Raw genomic sequence first — 21,272 nt, forward strand, 5'->3', positions numbered from 1 at the left:
CTCCAATTCAGCGTATATTGATGCACATTTCTCCACATGGACTCTGTGCGATGAGCAAACAATTCGCCGTTATTGGCAATCCGATTGAGCAGTCACGCTCACCTGAACTTCATCATGCCTTTGCAGAAAAAACAGGCATAGCTCTGCAATACAGCAAACGTCTTGCACCGCTTGACGGCTTTCAACACAGTGTCCAGAGTTTTTTTGACCAGGGCGGTTCAGGGATGAATGTCACTGTGCCTTTTAAAGAACAGGCATACAACATTAGTTCCGTTCTGACTGAACGTGCCCGAATCGCGGGTGCAGTCAATACATTGTGGATGGAAAACGGTCAGCTGCATGGTGATAACACCGATGGACAGGGACTGGTCTATGCCATTCAGGCACTGGGATGGAACCTTGATCAGACGGATATCCTGATCATCGGTGCTGGTGGCGCAACCCGTGGCGTGATCTATCCACTGGTGCAGGCAGGTGCAAAAAAAATTGTCATTGCCAACCGTACACTTTCCCGTGCTGAACAGCTGATTGCGGACTTAAAAGATGCCGTCCCTGGTGCTGAACTTATTGCCTGTGGTCTGGATCAACTGAATGGTCAGTTTGATATTGTCATCAATGCAACCTCTGCCAGTTTAAGCGGTGACGCCCTGGTTCTACCTGACACATTACAGTTCCAGCATGCTTATGAAATGGCTTATGGCAAACCATCATCTTTTCTGGATCAGGCAAAAGCCCGTGGTGTGGCACACTCAGAAGGTTTTGGTATGCTGGTGGGTCAGGCCATTGAATCTTTTTCCATCTGGAACGGCATTAAACCTGAACTGAAAGATTTTCTCTGACCAGTAAAAAAACCTCTGCACATGACAGAGGTTTTTTTTTATCACTTTGACAGCATGAATCTGCTTATGGATTCAGGTTTTCTATCACATCTGTATAGGCTTTACGGTACAGATCACCATCATAGAAACCATCATGCGCAGCTTTCAGATTTTTGACTGATGCTTTTGTCAGTCGGCCTTTTCGATCATCCATATAAGCCTGCGCAAGAACGGCAGCAACAGCTTTCAGATTCTGCTGCTGTTCTGCATTCATCTCATAATCCGCACTGAACAGCTGCATATAATACTGTGCAAACACCGCCTGCTCAGTTCCGAACTGCTTTTTCAGTTTTGCCCATTTCTGTTGTGCCTGAACCTGTTTCACCGCATCAGCAACGACCTGTTCAATACTGGCACCCGCATCATCAAACTGGTCTGAACGAATCAGCTGATGCTTTTTCTGTAAAGCCTCCAGACGCTGCAATGCTTTTCCTTTCAGCTGTTCCTGTTTTTCTTCCATAAAGTAATAAGCATAAACTTCAGAAATTTCATTCAACTGTGCTGTTGAATAATGTTTCAGCAGTTCAGGATAACGCTTCGTCATTTCCGGAACAAAAACTGCCTGATATGTTCGGACTTCTGAACCTGTACGTGTAAAGGTCTGTTCTGCAATTTCGGCAATATTTTTTTCCAGCGATTTGCTGTCGGTTTTCCCAGATGCTTTCTGATCCGTTGAAGATGGCTCCAGACTTCCTGTAAAAGATTTCACCATTTTTTCAAACATGGAACCTTTGCTGACTTCATCAATAGATCTGGCATTCTGCATCAGTTTGCGGTCAATGGCCGTTGCATGACCATAATTGCTGATCGCCAGCTGATTGAGCAGACTGATCTTTCCTGTTTCAGGGCTTTTCCAGTCAACATGCGTATCGAGCTGAATCAGACGCCCTTGCGCATCCATACCAATGTCCAGCACCAGTGGCGTTCGCTGATCAGCTGTTCCAGCCATCATCTGCTGAATCTCAGCCTGATGTTTATGCCATAAGGTTTTAACATCCTGAGCCGTCATCAGCACCCGCTGCTGATAGGGTGAAAATAAAGGTTCAACGCTGATCAGTGCTGAAATTGCCTGCATACCTGGAGCGGTTGCCTGCTTTTTCTGTTCAGCCTCTTTCAGTACCCGAATACCATAATAATACTGGCACTGAGAAACACTGCCCATCGGAACCGCTGAACCTGCTGTCTGTATTGCATAACAGGCTTCCCTGGAAAGGATGTCTGACTGTTCTGCAGTTGCATCGGCTACGCTCTGCTGTTCTTCAGAATCCATATGTTCGGCAGGCATATCTTCATCAGACGGAGCAGCATCTGTCGCAGCCGCAGCGGCATATGCAGCACTCGAATCATTTCCCTGACTTTCAGCCTCTGCTTCGGCATGTTTCGCATACTCATGATCATCATGATGGTACATCAGCTCATGTAAACGGCTGTTCACCAGCTCTGCAACCCGCTCCTCAGAATCATAGGCTTTCTGAGCCAGTGACAGGGATTCGTCAGATCCCCCTTTTCCATCATTATCCTGAACCTCAGATTCAGCATGGTTTTTTTCAGCAGCCTGTTCTGTATCTGTAATTTTCAGAATCTGCTTCTGCACATAGTCCCTGTTTACAGTTTCAAAAATTGCCATCTGCATCATCAGTGTTTCCATATCACCCTGATAACGGATTTTACGGTGAATTCCCAGTTTCTGATCCTGAGCAGTCACAGTGCTTTCACGCAGCTGACCTTGATCAGCCAGCACAAAAGGAACTGCATTCATCTGACGCAGATATTCTGCAAATTTTTTAATATCGACTTTTTCAATATCACCTTTGAACCTGGAAAAATCGACATAGGCATAAGTGTCCTGGCTTTCACTGTTCACCAGAAATGGCATCAGGGCAAAATAGTTGGTGTAGAAGCGATAATTTTTCAGGTCTGCAATCATGGGCAACTGAGCCTGAATCTGTAACGTCGGTTTCAGATACTGAACATTCATATTCAGTGTTGCCAACCTGTCACGATAATGTACCGAACCCTCATAATCAAACTTCAGGTCATTCAGAATATTGACTGCGCTACGAAGAAATCTGGATGAAGCGTCTGCTGACCGATCTGTATGGGATGACTGTTCCTGAGCAAGCTGACTGAACAGCAGCGATTTCTGTTCAGCACTCAGCTTTACGCCCTGCCCTGTCAGATACTGCTCCAGCTGTCGTCTCAACTCAGGCTCAAGTGTTCTGGTCTGATGATCTGCATTCTTTGAGGACTTTGCAGGTTCTGTACTTTTTGCCTGAAGCGTGGTTTTGCCACGATAATCAAAACCTGAGGTTTCAAACATCGCATTCATGGCACTCACCGCATCCTGCTCCACGGTGGCAGACTTATTCTGAGTGGATTTTATGACATGCTGTGAACACGCTGTTAAACTCAGAGCAAATAAACTGAATGTTAAATATTTTAATTTCATAAAACTTATAAAAACCTTAATTTATTTATACTTTAGTACAGAATCCATACATATGACTTAAATCCCGTCATACTGTTATCTTAACAAAAAGTGAACAGGAAGCATTTAGCCTTTCCGCTCAGATTCGCTTTTCTGACAGTTTTTTCGGGACTTCTTATCAATGCATTTATAGAAGTAAAATTGAATAATAAATCCATAGAGTGAAAACCCATAACTATATTTGAATTCAGGATGACATCTCATGCCCGCATATAAAGCTCCCGTACGTGATATCCGCTTCTTAATGAATGAAGTATTTGACTATCCAGCACACTACAAAACACTGTCAACCGGTGAAAATGCTGATGCAGATACAATTGATATGATCATTGATGGTGCCGCAGATTTCTGTGAAAACATTCTTTCTCCGCTGAACCAGTCAGGCGATGAAGAAGGCTGTCATTTTAAAGATGGCGAAGTGACCACACCGAAAGGCTTTAAAGAAGCCTATGATCAGTTTGTTCAGGGTGGATGGCAAGGTCTGTCCTATCCAGAAGAGTTTGGCGGTCAGGGCTTACCAATGTCACTGAACCTAGTGAAATCTGAAATGATGGGTACGGCAAACTGGTCGTTCACCATGTATCCAGGTTTAAGTATGGGCTGTATGAACACGATCATGCAGTTTGGTACAGATGAACAGAAAAACACTTATATGCCGCACCTGACTGCTGGTACATGGTCTGGAACGATGTGTCTGACAGAACCTCAGTGTGGTACAGACTTAGGTCAGGTAAAAACCAAAGCAGAACCGAAAGAAGATGGTACTTATGCCATTTCAGGTACAAAAATCTTTATTTCTGCAGGTGAACATGACCTGACAGAAAACATCGTGCATATTGTGCTTGCACGTCTTCCTGATGCACCTGCTGGTACCAAAGGTATTTCACTGTTCATCGTGCCTAAATTCCTGCCAACGGCTGATGGTGGTGTCGGTGAGCGTAACCCGGTGACCTGTGGTTCAATCGAACACAAAATGGGTATCCGTGCTTCTGCAACAGCTGTACTGAACTTTGATGGCGCAACAGGTTATCTGATCGGTGAAATCAACAAAGGCTTACATGCCATGTTCACCTTTATGAACACAGCACGTATCGGTACTGCGGTACAGGGTCTTGCACACGCAGAACTTGCATTCCAGGGTGCCCTACCTTATGCAAAAGAACGTATGTCCATGCGTGCATTGTCTGGTAAAAAAGATGCAGACAAAGTTGCAGATGCCATTATTCACCATGCTGACGTACGCCGCATGCTGCTGACTCAGAAAGCAATTGCTGAAGGCGGTCGCTCCATGATTTATCATGCAGCTCAGCTTGCAGATAAAATGGCTGATGCACTGGCACAGGGTGATCAGGCAAAATTTGATGAATACGATGACAAACTGGGCTTCTACACCCCTATCCTGAAAGGTTTCTTAACTGAAATGGGTCAGGAAGCTGCCAGCCACGGTATGCAGATCTTCGGTGGTCATGGTTATATCAAAGAACACGGCATGGAACAGATTGCACGTGATGCACGTATCTCTACACTGTATGAAGGTACAACAGGTGTTCAGGCACTTGATTTAATCGGTCGTAAAGTTCTGCTTTCCTCCAAAGGTAAAGTGGTTCGTGAATACACAGCTGAAATTCTGAAATTCTGTGGTCAGCATGCACGCAATAAATACATGCGCCGTTTTGCATGGGATCTAACCAAAATCTGCGCACAGTGGAATGCACTGACTGTCCGTATCATGCTGGCAGCACGTAAAGACCGCGACGTTGTTTCTTCTGCATCTGTAGATTTCCTGATGTTCTCTGGTTATTCAATGATGGCTTTCTACTGGGCGCAACAGGCTGCTGTAGCATCAGAAAAACTGGCGTCAGGCACAGGTTCTGAAGTTCCTGAGTTCTATAAAGCAAAAATCAAAGTGGCAAACTTCTACTTTGACCAGCTGCTGCCTCGTACACAGGGTCATGCTGAATCGATGGTTAACCCATCCAAAACAACAATGTCTCTTGAAACTGAGCACTTCAGCTTCGACTACTGAGTTTTCAGTCATTAAAAAAGACCGCTGCGGCGGTCTTTTTTTATAGCAACAGATTCAGAACCATAAATCGGTCAGATTACAAAAAGCACAAATAACACACAAAAAAAACTGATCCTTAAATAAAATAAAACAGAAAACCCGATTAAAAAAAGTTCCAATAAACATGTGTTTATTCACCATAAATCTTTGAGAAGATTCTTATAAATTCGTCTTTCGGTCGTCTGTGCCAGAAATAGATGTCATACATTTTATTTACAAATAACAGGCTGATGTTATGAAAAGTCACCATATTCAAACCGTCCTGTACTGGATTATCCTGGCAATCGCATTTATTGGTATTGTCGGTTATGAGTGGCTCCCTTCGAGCTACCGTGGTGGTTGGCTTTTCGTGCTTACACTGATGATTTCTGGTGCACTGGTCCGCTTTGGAACAGCCATTCTGATTGGTGTTATCGCATTTTTCTGCGTTTCAGTTTATTTCCTGTTTGATCTTTCTTCCATGCTGAATATTCAGCGTCAGATTTTACTGCTGTTTACCGTGATGTTTGCACCACTTTTCCTTAGTGCTGTCCGTTATAACCTGTATTCAACCAAACAGGAAAGTTCAGATGCAGCAGCATTTATCAGTAATTACAACACTGATCTGCTACCCCTGCGGGCATGGCAGAACACCAGTCAGGAAGTGTTGAAAGTCCTGCCCTTTTTGTCCCTCAACTATTATGAAATTATTCATATCAAAATCACCAATGTCGTTCTGATTCAGGAAATGCTGGGTGAACATGAATGGCTGGTGAGAAAAAATAAAATTATCCAGGTTCTGGCGACCAAAAATGAGGGGGCGGTCTATCATTTTGCCTCTGAAAACCTGGACGAGATCCGCAGTATTGTATTTCGGCAGAATGCCTCTCAGGAACAGGCTCCGCTGTTTCTTGAAGCACTCAAAAATATTGACAGTCTGCAGTTCGACATACACAGCCAGCTGATTGAGACTCACAGTGCTCAGCAGGGAGAGGCTTATGTCCATACTCCTTAATATATGTGGGGCATTTTTAGTTTCAGTACAGCATTTTCCCGATCCAACTTTGCAGAAAATCTATAAGCAGGAATATGGATGCAGTTTTGAAATTCAACCCGCCAGTCCTGATGAAAAACTGCCCATTCACCGTACACGGGAAATTCATGTCTTTTTTCCGTCACAGAGTACTTGGTGGCCTCTGTACAGCTACGATCAGATCAACTCCGCAAGTTTTAACCGGATGCTTGAAAATGGAATCAAACCAGGCATCATTATTCCTTCTACTGTGAACTGGGCATATTACCGAACGCTTAAATCTGCTGTACAACGCGGTGCCGTCCCTGTTCTGGAATACCGGCTTGAAGATCCAGACTATTTTTCATCAGAAGCGACCTTAGCCACAGCTTTCGGCTTACGCCCCGTAGCGGCTTATGTTCCAGATGGCTGGGATGCCAATTTACTGATTCAGCCGAAAGGCACTTATTTAATTCAGCATACCCGTGGTATCGGACAGCTTCCGCTACCTGCCCGTGAAATTAAATTCAATCAGCTCACCCTGTATGCGACAACCACTAAAGATCACCTGATTGTCGGTAAACAGATCATTCTGAATCCTGCGGACACTATCCCTTTACATAATATACAGCCCCCTGAATTCGGGCTGTCCTGGCGGTTTAATGGTATTGATTTTAAAAGTGATTATGAACAGATTCATACCACTCCCGCAGGTTACGGCTTACTGATTGTAAGTTTTGTTTTATTACCCATGGACCTGATACTCAACACCCGTTACCCCAGTATTCTGAGTACCTTAGGCAGCTCCATTTCATGGGTCTCGTTATTACTTGGCATAGGACTGTTTGTCCTTTTAAGCATTTCTATCATTAGAAAAGTAAGGAAAAATGGAACCGATTAATTTAATTTTCTTATTTGGTTTTATTGGCATCTGGATTCCTCAGGCTTTCTGGGCCTGGCTCAGTTATTCAGCCTGGCAATATTCACGTAAAGCCGCCGACGAACTGAAAAATTTGCCGACACCTGAACGCTGGCCAATGCTGAGTGTGCTTATTCCTGCCTACAACGAAGAAGTCGTGATTGAAGACACCCTGCATGCTATGGCTGCGCAGGATTATCCATCAGCATCATACGAAGTTCTGTTAATCAATGACGGTTCCAAAGACGATACCCTCGCCATCTCTGAACGGCTGGCAAAAATCTATCCCTGCATCAAGATTGTCAATGTTCCCAAAGGTATGGGAGGAAAAGGAAAATCCAGAACCCTGAACAATGGTTTACCACATGCCAAAGGTGAGCTGATCGTGGTCTATGATGCGGACAGTACACCTGAGCCTGACTGTGTACGCTTACTGGCACAGACACTGATTGCAGACTCAAGTCTGGTTGCAGTGAATGGTAAAGTCCGAACCCGGAACTGGCGTGACAGTATTTTAACGCGCTTCATTGCGATTGAATTTATTTACTTTCAGTGGATTTTTCAGGGTGGACGATGGAACCGTTTCCGTCTTTCCACCCTGATGGGCACCAATTATGTGATCTGGCGAAATGCGCTGGATACCTTAGGCGGTTTCGATGAAAAGTCCCTGGTGGATGACACTGAAATGAGCTTCCGTGTCTTTCTGGGCAGTAAAAGAATCAAGTGGGTTCCCTATGCAATCGGCTGGCAGCAGGACCCACCCTCTCTTGAGGTATTTATTAAACAGCGTTCACGCTGGACTCAGGGGAATTTCTACGTTACAGAAAAATACCTCCCCATTGCCCTGAGAAAGCCTTTTCCGATTGGCGTTGAAATTGGCAACAACATCATGTGTTACATCATGTTTGTACCTGCCCTTTTCTGGAGCCATGTCGCACTGGTTTTAGGGCTGCTGAATATCGCAGGCATGACCATTCCAGGACCCTTCGTTGCTTTATGGGGGCTCTCATTCTGCCTGTATATTGCTCAGATGTGGTTTACCTTATCTTTAGAAAAAGTAAAACCTGAATTGTATTTTTATTCAGTGATTGCTTATTTTTCATATTCACAAGTTTTCCTGATTATCGTTGTTAAAGCCGCCTACGACATGCTGAAAAGCAGAATCAAAGGTGAAGGTATTCAATGGTATAAAACTGAACGCAGCAAAGAGAAAAAATAATGAAAACTTTCCAGTTCAAAACCCTCTCCCTCTGCCTGCTGGCAACCAGTGCCATGAGTTTCATGACCTTCTCTCATGCCGCTGTCCCTGCCAGCTGGACATTTAACGATGTTTTAAGCCAGAACAAACGCAGTCAGATCAGTCAGTATTTTTATGTCGGTCAAGGCGAGCAATGGAACAATGCGGTATATAAAGCAAAATATAATACCGCCCCCAATACGCACCTGCTGGTCACTTATAATGACAAACCCATTTACAGAACAACTTTAGATGGCACCGGTCTTCTGAGCTTTCCACTGCCTGTTGAAAAAAGTGGCTTTCACCGTCTGGATTTTATTGTTGAAAACCGTGAGACCACTTCAAAAGAAAATATGTGTGCTGAACCACCCATTTATATCAGTTCACTTGAACAGGCAGAAATCAGTTATCAGCCTCACCGTTCACAGCTCCGCTTAAGCGAACTGCCAGATGCGTTGTACAACCCTAAACTCACCAGTAAAACACCACTCAGAGCTGTTTTTGACTACAACACCAAAAGCATAACTGAACGTAATATACTGGCGCGACTGGTCGTGGGCTGGGAACATGCAAGGCAGATTCAATGGTTCCGTCCTGAACAGAAAACAGAGCAGCCGGCTGATTATCGGATTAATATCAAACAGGTTCCGAACTTAACTACTGCACCTGTAAAGTTAAGCTATGTTCAGGGGATTCCGACATTAAGTATTGAATATTCCACGGCTGAACAACTCGAAGCTGTTGCCCGCGTACTGCTGCAACCAAAGTTCAACAATCAGCTGACCGGTGACTCTGCCAGTATCACCTCCTCAGTTTCTGAGCCTGAATGGGCAACTGCCCGAACATTCAATACCCTGGCGGATTTTGGTATTCAGGACTTCAGGATAGGTCTGGACAAATATAATTTCAGTTTAGCCTTCCCATCCGTCTGGGAACCCTCTGACAGTCTTTCCGGTATTATTTCACTGCGTTCTCAGACTGGTTTACTTGAAGGTTCTTCAATCTCCGCCTGGATCAATGACCAACTGGCAGGGAATATTCAGCTGGCTTATCTGGAAGAAAAACCGCTTGATCGCCAGTTTAATATTTTAGGTGCCAAAGTTGAAGTTAAGCCAAATTATAATTTACATCTGGAAAACTCAATTATTGCCAACTCCCAATGTCTGCCCGCTGCACACGGCGCAGTCTGGGTCAATACAGAAAAATCTCAGCTGACACTGCCTTATACATTAAAAATCGGGGTTATGAGTGCTTCATCATCTCTTGCCGCCACACCAAAAATTGCGGTATCCGGTGATCCTGGCAGTCTGGGAATGGCTGTCACTGCCATGCAGTCTGCCAAAGATATGTTACTGACCAATGCGCCAGTCAAGCTGCAGATTTCAACCTTTAATCCAGCAGCACCTGAAAAAGTGAATATCCGTATTGATGCTGCAACCTATCAGCAACTGGTGAAACAGCATGAAAATATGCTCTACGCACCTACTGCACAAAATGGTTTTTTTGCGGTGTTCACCAACGACAATGTACACTTCATTACCAGTAACGAGCTTGGAGCCAATACCTTTAACCAGTACTGGTCTGGCATTCAGAGTGAAATTCCAAATAATGTAGGACAGATTTTTGTCTCATCTGAAGGACAGTTGCATATCCTGGAAAATATTTCTCCGGTGAAAACGCAGCAGGCAGTGATTAAACAATCCAACAGCTTCCTCTGGATCATGCTCGGCTTATTTGCAATTGTAGTCATCATGCTTCTGTTACTATGGCGTAAACGTAAAAATGATACGAAAAAAGACGATTAAAATCAGTCTCTATGTCAGCATCATGATCAGTGTGTTGTTACTGGGTACTGTATGGGCGACGCCTGGTACAGTATCACCTGCTCAGGTGGTTGGTGTTTTCTGGCAACCGACTTTACAGACCAGACCAAGCGGCAACTGGGATCTGCTCGGGGTACGGACGTTCGTACCTCAGTTTGGTGTGGTGGATGGTAAATCATGGGTTCCTACGCAAAATATTCCGCAATGGAATCCACTGCCTGACTGGAAAAAAGTCCAGCAGAATGCATGGGCAAAACATCTGATTCTGGGGCTTTCAGGTGAGTATGATGAAAAACAGGCACGCGCCAATGTAGCCCGCCATGGTGAAATGTCACTACAGTTTATTCAGGAACAGCAGTTAACACAGAAACCGACAGCCTATTATTTTCCTGTCGAAGCCGATCCCTCCTGGTTAGGTGTTGGCTTACTGGGACAAACCCTCAAAACTCTGCCTAAACCGTTATGGGTCAGTATATACAGTGCTAAAGCCGAACCCGCCGCTTATGATCTGTGGTTAGGCAGCTGGCTTCCTGAACAGACTCAGGTTTTTTTCCAGGATGGTGTGGGTACAGGTGTACGTACCCCCGTCCAGGCAAAAAAAATACTGGAAAATCTGCAGCATAAATTTGGCAAAGAACGGATTGTTCTTGTAGTTGAAGCATTCAGACCTAAACGTGGTGGTGGTTTCCGCGCTGCCTATCCCTGGGAAATCATTCAGCAGCTCAACACTTATCAGAACCAGAAAGTCTATATCTTTGATGGTCCACACTATCTGAGCCGACCATCTGTATATATGATTGCTTTATGGCAAAAAATGAATACCTGATGTCTGAGTCAGATCAGGTACATTCCATCATTCAGCGTCCAAAGACATCCTGGTACATCCGTTCCAGAATACGTTCAGATGCATGACCATCTCCAAAGGGATTTTCCACTTCTGACATTTGCTGATAATATTTTTTATCATCCATCAGTCGTCTGGCATGTTCGATAATCAGCTCTTTGTCTGTTCCAACCAGTACACCAGCACCCACATCGACAACTTCTGGACGCTCTGTGGTTGTTCTTAAAATCAGTACTGGCTTGTTAAAGGATGGACCTTCTTCCTGCAGTCCTCCCGAATCCGTCATAATAAAATATGCCCGATGCATCATATTCAACAGGTTTGGGTAATCCAGTGGCTGTAACAGATGTACCTGTTTATGGTCTTTAAAGAACCCATGTACCACCTGATGCACAGCTGGATTTAAGTGTACCGGCCAGACAAAATTCAGCTCAGGATAATGCTCTGTCAGTGTCTGAATTGACTGACAGATATGCTCAATCCCTTCACCAAAGTTTTCACGTCGATGCGCTGTCACCAGTACCACTTTCTGCTCTGGATTAAAATTTAATCCCAGCTCCTGCATCAGCTTCTGGCTACGTCCATCATCCATACGCTGTTTCGCCAGTCGCACAGCATCCACAACGGTATTCCCGGTGACACAGATATGCTCAGGATTGATCATTTCATTTTTTAAATTCTGCCCAGACTGTGCGGTCGGTGCAAAATGCCAGCGTGCCACACGTGACACCAGCTGACGGTTGCCTTCTTCAGGAAATGGATGATCCATATCATAAGAACGCAGTCCTGCCTCTACATGAGCAACAGCCTGTTTGAGAGCAAATGAGCTCAATCCTGCTGCCAGTACGGTGGTTGTATCCCCCTGTACAATCACAGCATCCCGTTTCTGCCCATCCGTAAAAACAGTTTCCAGCTGCTGTAAACCCTGGATCAGCAACTGATTCAGACTTTGACCTGCATTCATCATCTTTAAGCGATGGTCAATTTTGATTTCAAAAAAATCGATGGCATCACGTACAAGTTCATCATGCTGACCAGTAAATATCACCTCGACATCAAAACGGTCATCCTGCTGTGCCTGCAGGATAATAGGAGCAACTTTAATCAGTTCAGGACGAGTTCCAAAAACGACACTTAATTTAAATTTTTGTGCAGTCATATTTAAAATCCATGATAGAAAGTGAGTTCCACGCGGGTATTGTCATAGGTGTTTTTAATTTCTGAGGGTGTGCCTGAGATATATTTGCCATACATTTTTTCCACGCTGAGTGTGGCTGGAAATTGCTTAAATGGCTTCCATGAGATGCCAGGACCCACTTCAATTAAATTATTGTAGTAACGCTGTGCTGTATCATTAATGGCATGTGCCTTGCCATAAAATTTCAGCCCCTGATCTGCGAAGTTCAGCCCTGAGCGCACTCTTAAATCTGAAAGAACAGAATAATCTTCACGGGAATAAGTCGCGATGTTGCCATAAGCATCTGTATACCAGTTCGGTGAGGATGCATTTTCGGTCAGTTTTTGATGTTGCCATTCTTCATAGCCTGTAACGCCCGCAACCACACTTTCACGGGTTCTGGAACGATCACGGTCAATCAGATCATAGCTGACACCAACTTCAGCATAAGTACGGACAGGAACATTCAACCAGGGTTGATAACTCACACCCACACCAGCAATGGCAGCATTGTCATCAAAAATTAAAGCATTGCTGTGCAAAGTCGCAGGATTGGTATTGCCCTTCGATTTTGTATCCCGGTTTAAGCTTGCAAAACCATAGACCTGACCTTGCTGGCTTTCACCAAAGTAACGTCCTGCACGTGCTTTCAGCGGTGAAACACCCATCGAAAAACGGTCTTCATAAGAGGGCGAAAAATAGATATCTGCAAAATAAGCACTGCCTGTACTGCTCTGATCCCCCTGTAGATTCAGAACCGCCTGATCAGCTGTAGCTTTAGTCTGAGGGTTCTGTGAATTCTGCAAGGTTTTAAATACGCTGACTGCTTCTGCATTTCGTCCCAGACCATTGAGTAAATATGCCTGCTGCAGGGTCAGTTCTTCATCCTGAGGACTCAGTTCACGAGCCTGGGTAATGCTTTTTAATGCATCCTCCGGTCTTTTCTGATTAATCTGTAAATAAGTCAGACTTTTCCAGACACGCACTTCCTGGGGCGTTTTTTCTGTCAGTTGAATTAAAATCTGTTCAGCCTGTGCAGGATTGTTTTTTTCCGTTTTATAAAACTGATCCCACAGATCATAGACAGGATGACCGGGTCTCAGTTCCGTTCGATCCTCTGAATCTGCATATGCCAAAGGTGCTGTTAAAGCCAATCCTGACAGGCTCAGAACCCACAGCATTTTCACAAAGGGATATCGGGAATCACGCATGCACAAAAACTCACTCAGTTCGTCTAAAATGGACAGTGCCACTGCAACTTCAATTTATTGAATAATATATAGACAATATTTTAAAACAGACGACCGAACAGCTACTTAGAGCCTTTGTTATTGATTTGTTGTTTTCATGATAAAAATGCTGCACACACTTATTTATCTGTTTTTAATACTACTCAAAACACGCCCCACAACATCGAAACTCCGGCCAGAAGCAACATGCCATCCAGGCATAAATTGAACATGCGTTCCGATATTTTCAGCACCATTAATTTGCCCAGATAGTTGCCTGCCATCAATGACAGTCCAACCATTACCCCTGCCAAAAGCACGTCCTGTTTCAGAATCCCCAGTGCGCCAAAAGCAATACTTTTAGAGGCATATAACGCAAAGGAAGACGCTGCTTCTGTTGCCAGTAAAGCGCCTTTGGTCAGACCAAAACCACTGAATACCGGCAACAGTAAAGGTCCTGTAGAAAAAACCACACCCGTCAGAAAACCCAGTAATGCACCTGCAATCACTAAATGAAAACGGTTTAACTGAAAACCATGATGTTTTGCCAGGCGGCGCAGTGGAATCAGCGCAATAAAAAACAGCCCGATACAGAGACTGGAAAGCTCTGCCGGAATCGCCCACAGGGTATTTGCACCTAAAACAGCAGCAGGGACACCTGTACTGACAAACAATAAAAAAGCTTTAACATTCAGCTCATGTCGCCATAGTACGACACGGGAAATATTTCCCATAATTGAAGCAATTGCCATGATCGGCACTGCCAGTTTTGCACCAAAAATATAAGCCAGTATGGGCAATAAAATAATCGATGAGCCCGTCCCCACAACACCGCTGATCATGCCTGAAATGATTCCGATCAAAGCCAGTGCCAGATAAATCATGGCTCAGTTATTTCCGCTGTACGCCGTGAAAATCATAAAAATTCCTCCAGCACGGAATTTAAAAATATGTGCCCCTGTTCAGTACAGGCCAGCCGGTTTTCATCATCCACCATTAAATGACGCTGTTTCAGAGAGTCCAGTAAAGGTGCAACAGTCGTCAGTACTGTGCCTGTTCTTTCCAGATAAAAATCAGCAGGAACACCTTCATTTAACCGCAAAGCATTCATCATAAATTCAAAAGGCATATCATCATGTTCAATACGCTTATACTGCAGATTTTCTGCGGGTACTCTGGCTAAATAATCCTTAGGCAAACGGGTTTTCTGATAACGGTACACACCATCAGGCTGTGTCACTTTGCCATGCGCCCCCGCCCCGATTGCGAGGTAATCCCCGAACTGCCAGTAATTCAGATTGTGTGCCGAAGGTTTCTCTTTACGCCATGCAGACACTTCATAATTGATAAAACCGCTGGCTTTTAAATACTGTTCACCCTGCTCCTGGATGTCCTCAAGGACTTCATCGACAGGTAAAACCGGCTGAGTCCGGAAAAAGACCGTATTGGGTTCAATGGTCAGCTGATACCAGGAAATATGCGTTGCACCACTTTCCACCGCCAGTTTCAGATCAAGCAATGCCTGTTCCAGTGTTTGCTCAGGCAAACCGTGCATCAGATCAACATTGACCCGTTCAAAGCCTGCGGCTCTGGCATGCTGAATCGCAGTCACCGCATTATCACTGGAATGAATCCGCCCCAGTTTTTGCAGATGATCAGCATTGAAACTCTGTACCCCAATGGACAGACGGTTAATTCCGGCATCCAGATAATCCGCAAAGGGATCATGTTCCACCGTTCCAGGGTTGGCTTCCAGTGTAATTTCACATCCCTGCTCAAAAGGAATCAGTGCTTTTAACTGAGCAAACAACCATACATAACCCTGAGCTGAAATCAGCGAGGGAGTTCCCCCGCCAATAAACACACTATGAATTTTACGTCCCTGTGCGAAATCCGTCTGGGTTTTAAAATCCTCAACCAGCGCCTGTAAATATTCCTGCTCCAGTTCCTGTGACAGAGCACCGTCAGGCACCGCATGAGAATTGAAGTCACAGTACGGACATTTGCGCACACACCAGGGCATGTGAATATACAGAGAAAGGGGAATATTTTGAGGATTTAAATCTGCCAAGGAAGAAGCTCAGAACGGTATGGAGAATGCATAATTTTAACATGAGTCTGCCCTGTTCGACCAAATCCCCCACAAAGCAGAGCACAAATGATTTTTTGACTTCGTTTTAGTTCAGTATGTCAGTCTAGGAAAAAGAAAACAGAATTCATGGAAATCGACCCTATTTTTATCCGTAACCAATATGCTGAAGCTGAATGACTGAAAAGTTCTGGTTTAACTGAAGCGAGCGTAAATATTCATGCAGGACAAGGTACAGCCTATCGTCGTTTTTCTTTAAAAATTTATTTCCTGAATTACTCTTTTTTGAAAAGATAGAAAATATAAATGGAAAAAAATATGCCATCTTTACAGGAAATAATGAACTGTTCTTTTTTTGAAACTTTTTTGTATTTTGCATGTGTGGCTATTTTTGCACATTTAAGCTCCTATTATTATCAGACTGCAATGAACATTCCTTTCAGAAAAGAGGTCAGTATTTATTCCATCCTGGTCGGTTTTATGATTTTCACTTTTATGTTTTTAATTTCATGGAATTTCCCTGGTGCTGTTATTGCTGGTGTATCAGGCGGAATAATTTTCACTCATCGAGCCACATAACGCTATACGATTTTCAGAAATCAACCTGTATAAATTCGCTCATACCATAAATTTCCATTAGACTGAAATTCAACCAGATAAAAAATACACGATTATAAGATGATGAAACTTTCGAGCCAGTTTCTCTTACTGCTTCCTTTGGCAATGGGCATCGGCATCGCCATGACATTTCAGACGGCTATCAATTCTCAGCTCAGAGAATATTTACACTCGCCGTTACAGGCTGCCCTTTTGTCATTTTTAGTTGGTACAATAGTGCTCGCCTTTTTTGTGTTTTTTCAGTCTGCGGCAAAACCTTCCTTACAGGAATTAAATCAGATCCCTTTGTATCTGTGGTTCGGAGGATGCCTAGGTGTCTATGCCATCAGTATCAGCATTTACACCGCACCCAGACTGGGTTTTCTGACCCTGTCAGGTCTGATTATTTTTGGACAGATCATGATGTCGATGCTGCTGGATCATTTCGGATGGCTCGGGGTCGAAAAAACACCCATCAACTGGCAACGCCTTTTAGGCAGCGTGGTGATTTTCATAGGTGTGCTTCTCACTCTGCAACGCTGATCCTTCTTTATTCTAAGCACATTTAAAACGAGTACTTCTTGTGTCAAATACGACTGCCACAACGTCCCGCTTTGAATTAAAGCAACTGTTTCATCTCATGCTGCCCATACTGGTCACTCAGTTCGCCTATGCAGGTTTTGGACTGATTGATACGATTATGGCAGGTCATATGTCTGCTGAAGACCTTGCTGCCATTGCAGTGGGTGTTGGACTGTGGATTCCCATCATGCTGCTGTTCAGCGGAATCATGATTGCGACAACACCACTGGTTGCAGAAGCCAATGGGGCACGTACACCTGAAAAAATCCCCTCCATTGTACGCCAGTCACTTTGGGTGGCTCTGGTGCTGGGAATTATTGCCATGCTGATTTTACAGGCAATGCCATTACTGCTTCCGCTGTTTGGTGTACCCGACTCCCTGTTGCCTAAAGCCAGTCTGTTTTTACATGCAATCGGTTTTGGTATGCCCGCTGTCACTATGTATGCGGCTCTGCGGAATTATTCAGAAGCCTTAGGTTATCCACGTCCTGTGACTTTGCTCAGTCTGGTTGCCCTGGTCGTACTGATTCCACTGAATTTTATTTTTATGTATGGCATCGGTCCAGTTCCTCATTTAGGCAGTGCTGGCTGTGGTTTTGCAACTGCAATTTTACAGTGGTTGATGTTTATTGTTTTAGCCGTATATGTATTTAGGGCGAAACGCTATCAGCGCACCCAGCCTCTGACTCATTTTGAGAAAATCAATCCGGTTCTGATCAAACGGATTCTTAAACTGGGTCTTCCGATCGGTCTTGCCATCTTCTTTGAAGTCAGTATTTTCAGTACCGGTGCGATTGTGCTGAGTACGCTGGGTGAAGTCACCATTGCTGCGCATCAGATTGCCATTTCTGTAACTTCACAGCTGTTTATGATTCCAATGTCACTTGCGTTGGCACTGACCATTCGGGTCGGGACGTATTATGGTGAAAAGAACAGGGAAGCAATGCGTAAAGTCCAGCAGGTCGGGCTCCTGACCGCAACTGTTTTTGCTTTTATCACCATGTTGCTGATGTGGCTGTTGCGCCATCAGATCGTAGCGATTTACACAACTGACTATGCTGTGACACAGATTGCAGTGTACCTGGTGCTGTTTGCCATCGGCTACCAGCTCATGGATGCCTGGCAGGTCAGTGCCGCTGGCTGTCTGCGTGGTATGCAGGACACTAAAGGTCCAATGTGGATCACCATGCTTGCCTACTGGGTAATTGCATTCCCTGTTGGGATTTACCTGGCACGTCATACGGAAATGGGGGCATCAGGTGTCTGGACAGGACTGATTGTAGGTCTGAGCATTGCCTGTGTCTTATTGATTATCCGTTTGATCATGATGAATAAACGGGTCAGCCTGCCTGGCTGAAATCGGTAAAGCATGTGTCATGTCCGCTAGATAAAGACATGACACATGCGCTGTTTTTATTTCTGTAATTTTACCAGAGCATCTTTCAGTCCCTGAGGCACTTCCGTTTCCACCGCATCATTTTTAATAATCACCTGCCCGACAATGACATCTGTACCATTAAACGTCATGGTGGGCGCACCATATAACTCATAGCCTTCATTCAGGGCTTTGGTCACCCTGGCACAGAAACTGACATCATCTTTTCCTGTTAAATAACGATAAATCTTCACGTATAACCCATCATTTAAACTGCTTCATCTCTGTTTATTTTAACGGAATTTATATTGTCCGTTCCTGCCCGACTGTCTGACCAGATAATTTTTCGACACATGCTCTACAGATAAGAGTCATTAAGAAACAATCTTTTAACAATTTAAAGTAGGCAGTTGAAGCATTGTCGCCTATGATCAAAACAGCCAGTATTCCAACAAGGCACGGGGATCCACACATGTCTAAAAGTGCAAGTACACCAGGTAAACGCTTTATGAAGCTTGCCAGTATGACAGCAAGCATTGCGACCAAAACAGTTTCAAACTCCATCCGCAACTTTAATGCCGATGAAGATCAGAAAAATGAAGCCCGAAGTAAACTGTTTCAGAACATTGGTGTACAGATTGCCGACACGCTGGGGGAAATGAAAGGCGCAGTCATGAAAGTCGGTCAGATTGCATCTCAGTACAAAGATATTTTCCCGCCTGAAGTGGCAAAAGCGATTGCTAAACTACAGCGTCAGGCACCCGCGATGCCCTTTGCTGAAATTAAGCAACAGGTGGAAAAAGAACTGGGACAGCCTCTGAATAAATCCTTTGCGCATTTTGATGAACAGCCTTTTGCAGCAGCATCTATTGGACAGGTGCATAAAGCCACCCTGCATAATGGCACGCCTGTCGTGGTCAAAGTTCAGTATCCAGGTGTGGATGAAGCCTGTGAAAGTGATTTAAAACAGGTTCGACTGGCTTTGCGTTTAATGGGCGTGATTAAAGTTGATAAAAAACTTCAGGATCGCCTGTTTCATGAAATCCAGGAAAGCCTGCATGAAGAACTGAATTATGAAATTGAAGCGCAGAACCTGGAAGTATTCCGCACCTTTCACCAGGCACTGGACAGCAAAATCATTATTCCCAAAGTCTACAAAGAACATTCTTCACGGCGTGTACTGACCTTAAGCCTGGAAAAAGGTGAAAGTATTGAGACAGCGAGCAGCTGGGATTTAACAGTCCGTAATGAGATCGGTCGTCGTCTGATTCAGGCACTGGGTCAGCAGATGTTTTTCCTTAAACGTTTTCACTGCGACCCGCATCCAGGTAACTTTGCTTTCCGTGAAGATGGCAGTGTCGTCATTTATGATTTTGGTGGGGTAAAAACCTTATCCAGTGACATTATCGGGCATTTTAAGACACTGGTAAATGCAGGCAGACAGCAGGATATCAGCACCATTGAAAACCAGCTGACTGAGCTGGATGCACTTGCTGAAAAAGGCAAATTTCCAAAAGAACTGTACAACGCCTGGCTGGAAGTCTTACTGCGTCCATTGACGACTCATTATGATTTTGCAGAAAACTCGGCACATCACGACGGCATGAAACTGGTGAAAAAATCCCTCAAATACTGGGATGTCTTTAAGCCCTCACCAGACACCCTGATGGTGAACCGAACAATTTCAGGTCAGTACTGGAATCTGATTCATCTGAAAGTGCATGACAACCTGAATGATGTTTTTGAAGAACTGGTGCCTGTGCAGCACTGAATTTCAAACGGAACAGGACAGCATCATGACATCACTGTATGCTGCCCTGTTTTGAGCCAGATGCTCAACCTCACCAAACACTCTGATCTGATCATTTTCATGCATACAGATTTATTCATCGGTTCAGCAGAGAACATTCGATCTGCTTAGTCAGTTTGTAAGAAATACATCTCTTGTGTGAAAAATATAATTGAATTTATTATAAAAATTACTCTGGCACTACAAACCCTTCAGCTTCCGTTAAGAATGTAAACCTACAATGAACTTCATGATCTCCTCCAGAGACATTTTGAAGTCAGCGTATTCTCCTCTTACCCTGGCTTCTTTTTTTATCTGTTCGCCAGCAAAATCTGAAAAATATAAAAACCGGCAATCAGGCACACCAATCCCACAACCAGACTGGAAAATGCATAGAGCATAGCAACGGAAAACTGCCCCTGACGGATCAGCTGAAAAGTTTCCAGTCCAAAACTTGAAAATGTGGTAAAGCCACCCAGTATTCCTACCATAATAAACAGCCGTGTTTCATTCTGAAGTACGGGAAAACGCTGACTGAAAGCAAAAAATACACCTGCCAGAAAACAGCCCAGCAGATTGACCGACCAGGTTGTCCATGGAAATAAACTCTGCGGTCTGACCAGCCACAGTCCTGCCCCATAACGCAGACTTGCACCAATCGCCCCACCTGCTGCAACAAGTAACCAGTTCATTCAACCTCCGGCTTTGTGTATAACTGTCATTTTATCCACAGCACTATAGCTGAAATCTGACTGTGCTTAAAATTTATGATGAATGACAATAAAAATTACGATAGTCTTTCTGCTTAAAACAGATACCGAATTGAGGAAATTATGGCTCAGGATTTACTTGCGCAGTTACAGACAGGCGAAGCAAAATTTGCAGATGTGATCAGCTATATAGAAGCCCGTTACACCCATACTCCTGCTGCTTTTCAAAATGGTGCTCAGCATAATGCTGCCACTGAAAATCAGGGCAGTGCCAAAGTCTTTGCTTTTGCAAAGCTGAACAATCTGAACCCTGAGCAGACCTTAAGTCTGTTTGCAGAACATTATGCATCTGTGCAGGCAAGCCCTGAAGCCACAGACCATCAGAACATCCGTCAGTTTATCCAGAATGGCTGGGATGGTATTGAGTTTGAAAGCCCTGCTCTGACTGCAAAATAAAGAGCTGATTTTCCTGACTATAG

At 44.3% G+C, this 21,272-nt stretch carries 18 protein-coding genes; 11 read left to right on the forward strand and 7 right to left on the reverse strand.

The window, feature by feature from the left end; translation table 11 throughout:
- Positions 1-50 precede the first annotated feature (50 nt).
- Complete coding sequence (gene aroE, locus CDG60_RS16180; RefSeq protein ID WP_087512894.1) at positions 51-839, forward strand: shikimate dehydrogenase; 789 nt, start codon at positions 51-53, stop codon at positions 837-839.
- Positions 840-903: 64 nt separating this feature from the next.
- Here aroE and CDG60_RS16185 read toward each other — a convergent pair whose 3' ends face one another.
- Positions 904-3,327, reverse strand: a complete 2,424-nt coding sequence (locus CDG60_RS16185; RefSeq protein ID WP_087512854.1) for a hypothetical protein — start codon at positions 3,325-3,327, stop codon at positions 904-906.
- 241 nt (positions 3,328-3,568) lie between these two features.
- On the opposite strand from CDG60_RS16185, the gene CDG60_RS16190 reads away from it, so the two are divergent.
- From CDG60_RS16190 to CDG60_RS16215, 6 genes are all read left to right on the forward strand, one after another.
- Positions 3,569-5,392 (forward strand): acyl-CoA dehydrogenase C-terminal domain-containing protein, encoded by a 1,824-nt coding sequence (locus CDG60_RS16190; protein ID WP_087512855.1) that lies wholly within the window; start codon positions 3,569-3,571, stop codon positions 5,390-5,392.
- A 274-nt stretch (positions 5,393-5,666) separates the two neighbouring features.
- A complete protein-coding gene (locus CDG60_RS16195; protein WP_087512856.1) occupies positions 5,667-6,425 on the forward strand; it encodes a hypothetical protein in 759 nt (252 codons plus the stop codon).
- Positions 6,409-7,323 (forward strand): hypothetical protein, encoded by a 915-nt coding sequence (locus CDG60_RS16200; RefSeq protein ID WP_087512857.1) that lies wholly within the window; start codon positions 6,409-6,411, stop codon positions 7,321-7,323. Before CDG60_RS16195 ends, CDG60_RS16200 begins: the two co-directional genes overlap by 17 nt.
- Complete coding sequence (locus CDG60_RS16205) at positions 7,310-8,560, forward strand: glycosyltransferase family 2 protein (protein ID WP_087512858.1); 1,251 nt, start codon at positions 7,310-7,312, stop codon at positions 8,558-8,560. Before CDG60_RS16200 ends, CDG60_RS16205 begins: the two co-directional genes overlap by 14 nt.
- On the forward strand, positions 8,560-10,383 hold the full coding sequence (locus tag CDG60_RS16210) for a hypothetical protein (RefSeq protein WP_087512859.1): 1,824 nt from the start codon (positions 8,560-8,562) through the stop codon (positions 10,381-10,383). The genes CDG60_RS16205 and CDG60_RS16210 overlap by 1 nt, the downstream gene beginning before the upstream one ends.
- On the forward strand, positions 10,361-11,227 hold the full coding sequence (locus CDG60_RS16215) for an alpha-amylase family protein (RefSeq protein WP_087512860.1): 867 nt from the start codon (positions 10,361-10,363) through the stop codon (positions 11,225-11,227). The genes CDG60_RS16210 and CDG60_RS16215 overlap by 23 nt, the downstream gene beginning before the upstream one ends.
- Positions 11,228-11,258: 31 nt before the next feature.
- On the opposite strand, the gene wecB is transcribed toward CDG60_RS16215, so the two are convergent.
- From wecB to hemW, 4 genes are all read right to left on the reverse strand, one after another.
- Positions 11,259-12,404 (reverse strand): non-hydrolyzing UDP-N-acetylglucosamine 2-epimerase, encoded by a 1,146-nt coding sequence (wecB, locus tag CDG60_RS16220; RefSeq protein WP_087512861.1) that lies wholly within the window; start codon positions 12,402-12,404, stop codon positions 11,259-11,261.
- A gap of 2 nt (positions 12,405-12,406) precedes the next feature.
- Positions 12,407-13,633 carry a tetratricopeptide repeat protein gene (locus tag CDG60_RS16225; RefSeq protein WP_227542891.1) on the reverse strand — a complete coding sequence of 409 codons (1,227 nt, stop codon included), beginning with the start codon at positions 13,631-13,633 and terminating at the stop codon, positions 12,407-12,409.
- A 182-nt stretch (positions 13,634-13,815) separates the two neighbouring features.
- On the reverse strand, positions 13,816-14,535 hold the full coding sequence (locus CDG60_RS16230) for a sulfite exporter TauE/SafE family protein (protein WP_087512862.1): 720 nt from the start codon (positions 14,533-14,535) through the stop codon (positions 13,816-13,818).
- A gap of 32 nt (positions 14,536-14,567) precedes the next feature.
- A complete protein-coding gene (gene hemW / locus CDG60_RS16235; RefSeq protein ID WP_087512863.1) occupies positions 14,568-15,722 on the reverse strand; it encodes a radical SAM family heme chaperone HemW in 1,155 nt (384 codons plus the stop codon).
- Positions 15,723-16,418: 696 nt separating this feature from the next.
- Here hemW and CDG60_RS16245 point away from each other — a divergent pair.
- Positions 16,419-16,880 carry a DMT family transporter gene (locus tag CDG60_RS16245; RefSeq protein ID WP_087512865.1) on the forward strand — a complete coding sequence of 154 codons (462 nt, stop codon included), beginning with the start codon at positions 16,419-16,421 and terminating at the stop codon, positions 16,878-16,880.
- A 97-nt stretch (positions 16,881-16,977) separates the two neighbouring features.
- Positions 16,978-18,276, forward strand: coding sequence for an MATE family efflux transporter (locus tag CDG60_RS16250; RefSeq protein ID WP_087512866.1), 1,299 nt, complete (start codon positions 16,978-16,980; stop codon positions 18,274-18,276).
- Between the two features lie 56 nt (positions 18,277-18,332).
- Here the strand turns inward: CDG60_RS16250 and CDG60_RS16255 are convergent, their stop codons facing one another.
- Positions 18,333-18,548: a DUF1737 domain-containing protein gene (locus tag CDG60_RS16255; RefSeq protein ID WP_087512867.1), complete on the reverse strand. Its 216-nt coding sequence runs from the start codon at positions 18,546-18,548 to the stop codon at positions 18,333-18,335.
- A gap of 218 nt (positions 18,549-18,766) precedes the next feature.
- Here CDG60_RS16255 and CDG60_RS16260 point away from each other — a divergent pair, with 218 nt between their 5' ends.
- Positions 18,767-20,065: an ABC1 kinase family protein gene (locus CDG60_RS16260; protein ID WP_087512868.1), complete on the forward strand. Its 1,299-nt coding sequence runs from the start codon at positions 18,767-18,769 to the stop codon at positions 20,063-20,065.
- Between the two features lie 329 nt (positions 20,066-20,394).
- On the opposite strand, the gene crcB is transcribed toward CDG60_RS16260, so the two are convergent.
- The gene (gene crcB, locus CDG60_RS16265; protein ID WP_087512869.1) at positions 20,395-20,775 is read right to left on the reverse strand and encodes a fluoride efflux transporter CrcB; all 381 of its coding nucleotides are present in this window, start codon (positions 20,773-20,775) and stop codon (positions 20,395-20,397) included.
- A 141-nt stretch (positions 20,776-20,916) separates the two neighbouring features.
- On the opposite strand from crcB, the gene CDG60_RS16270 reads away from it, so the two are divergent.
- Positions 20,917-21,249 (forward strand): HopJ type III effector protein, encoded by a 333-nt coding sequence (locus CDG60_RS16270; RefSeq protein ID WP_087512870.1) that lies wholly within the window; start codon positions 20,917-20,919, stop codon positions 21,247-21,249.
- Positions 21,250-21,272 lie beyond the last annotated feature (23 nt).

This window comes from Acinetobacter chinensis, assembly GCF_002165375.2.
In the GTDB taxonomy this organism is placed as follows: Bacteria; Pseudomonadota; Gammaproteobacteria; order Pseudomonadales; family Moraxellaceae; genus Acinetobacter; species Acinetobacter chinensis.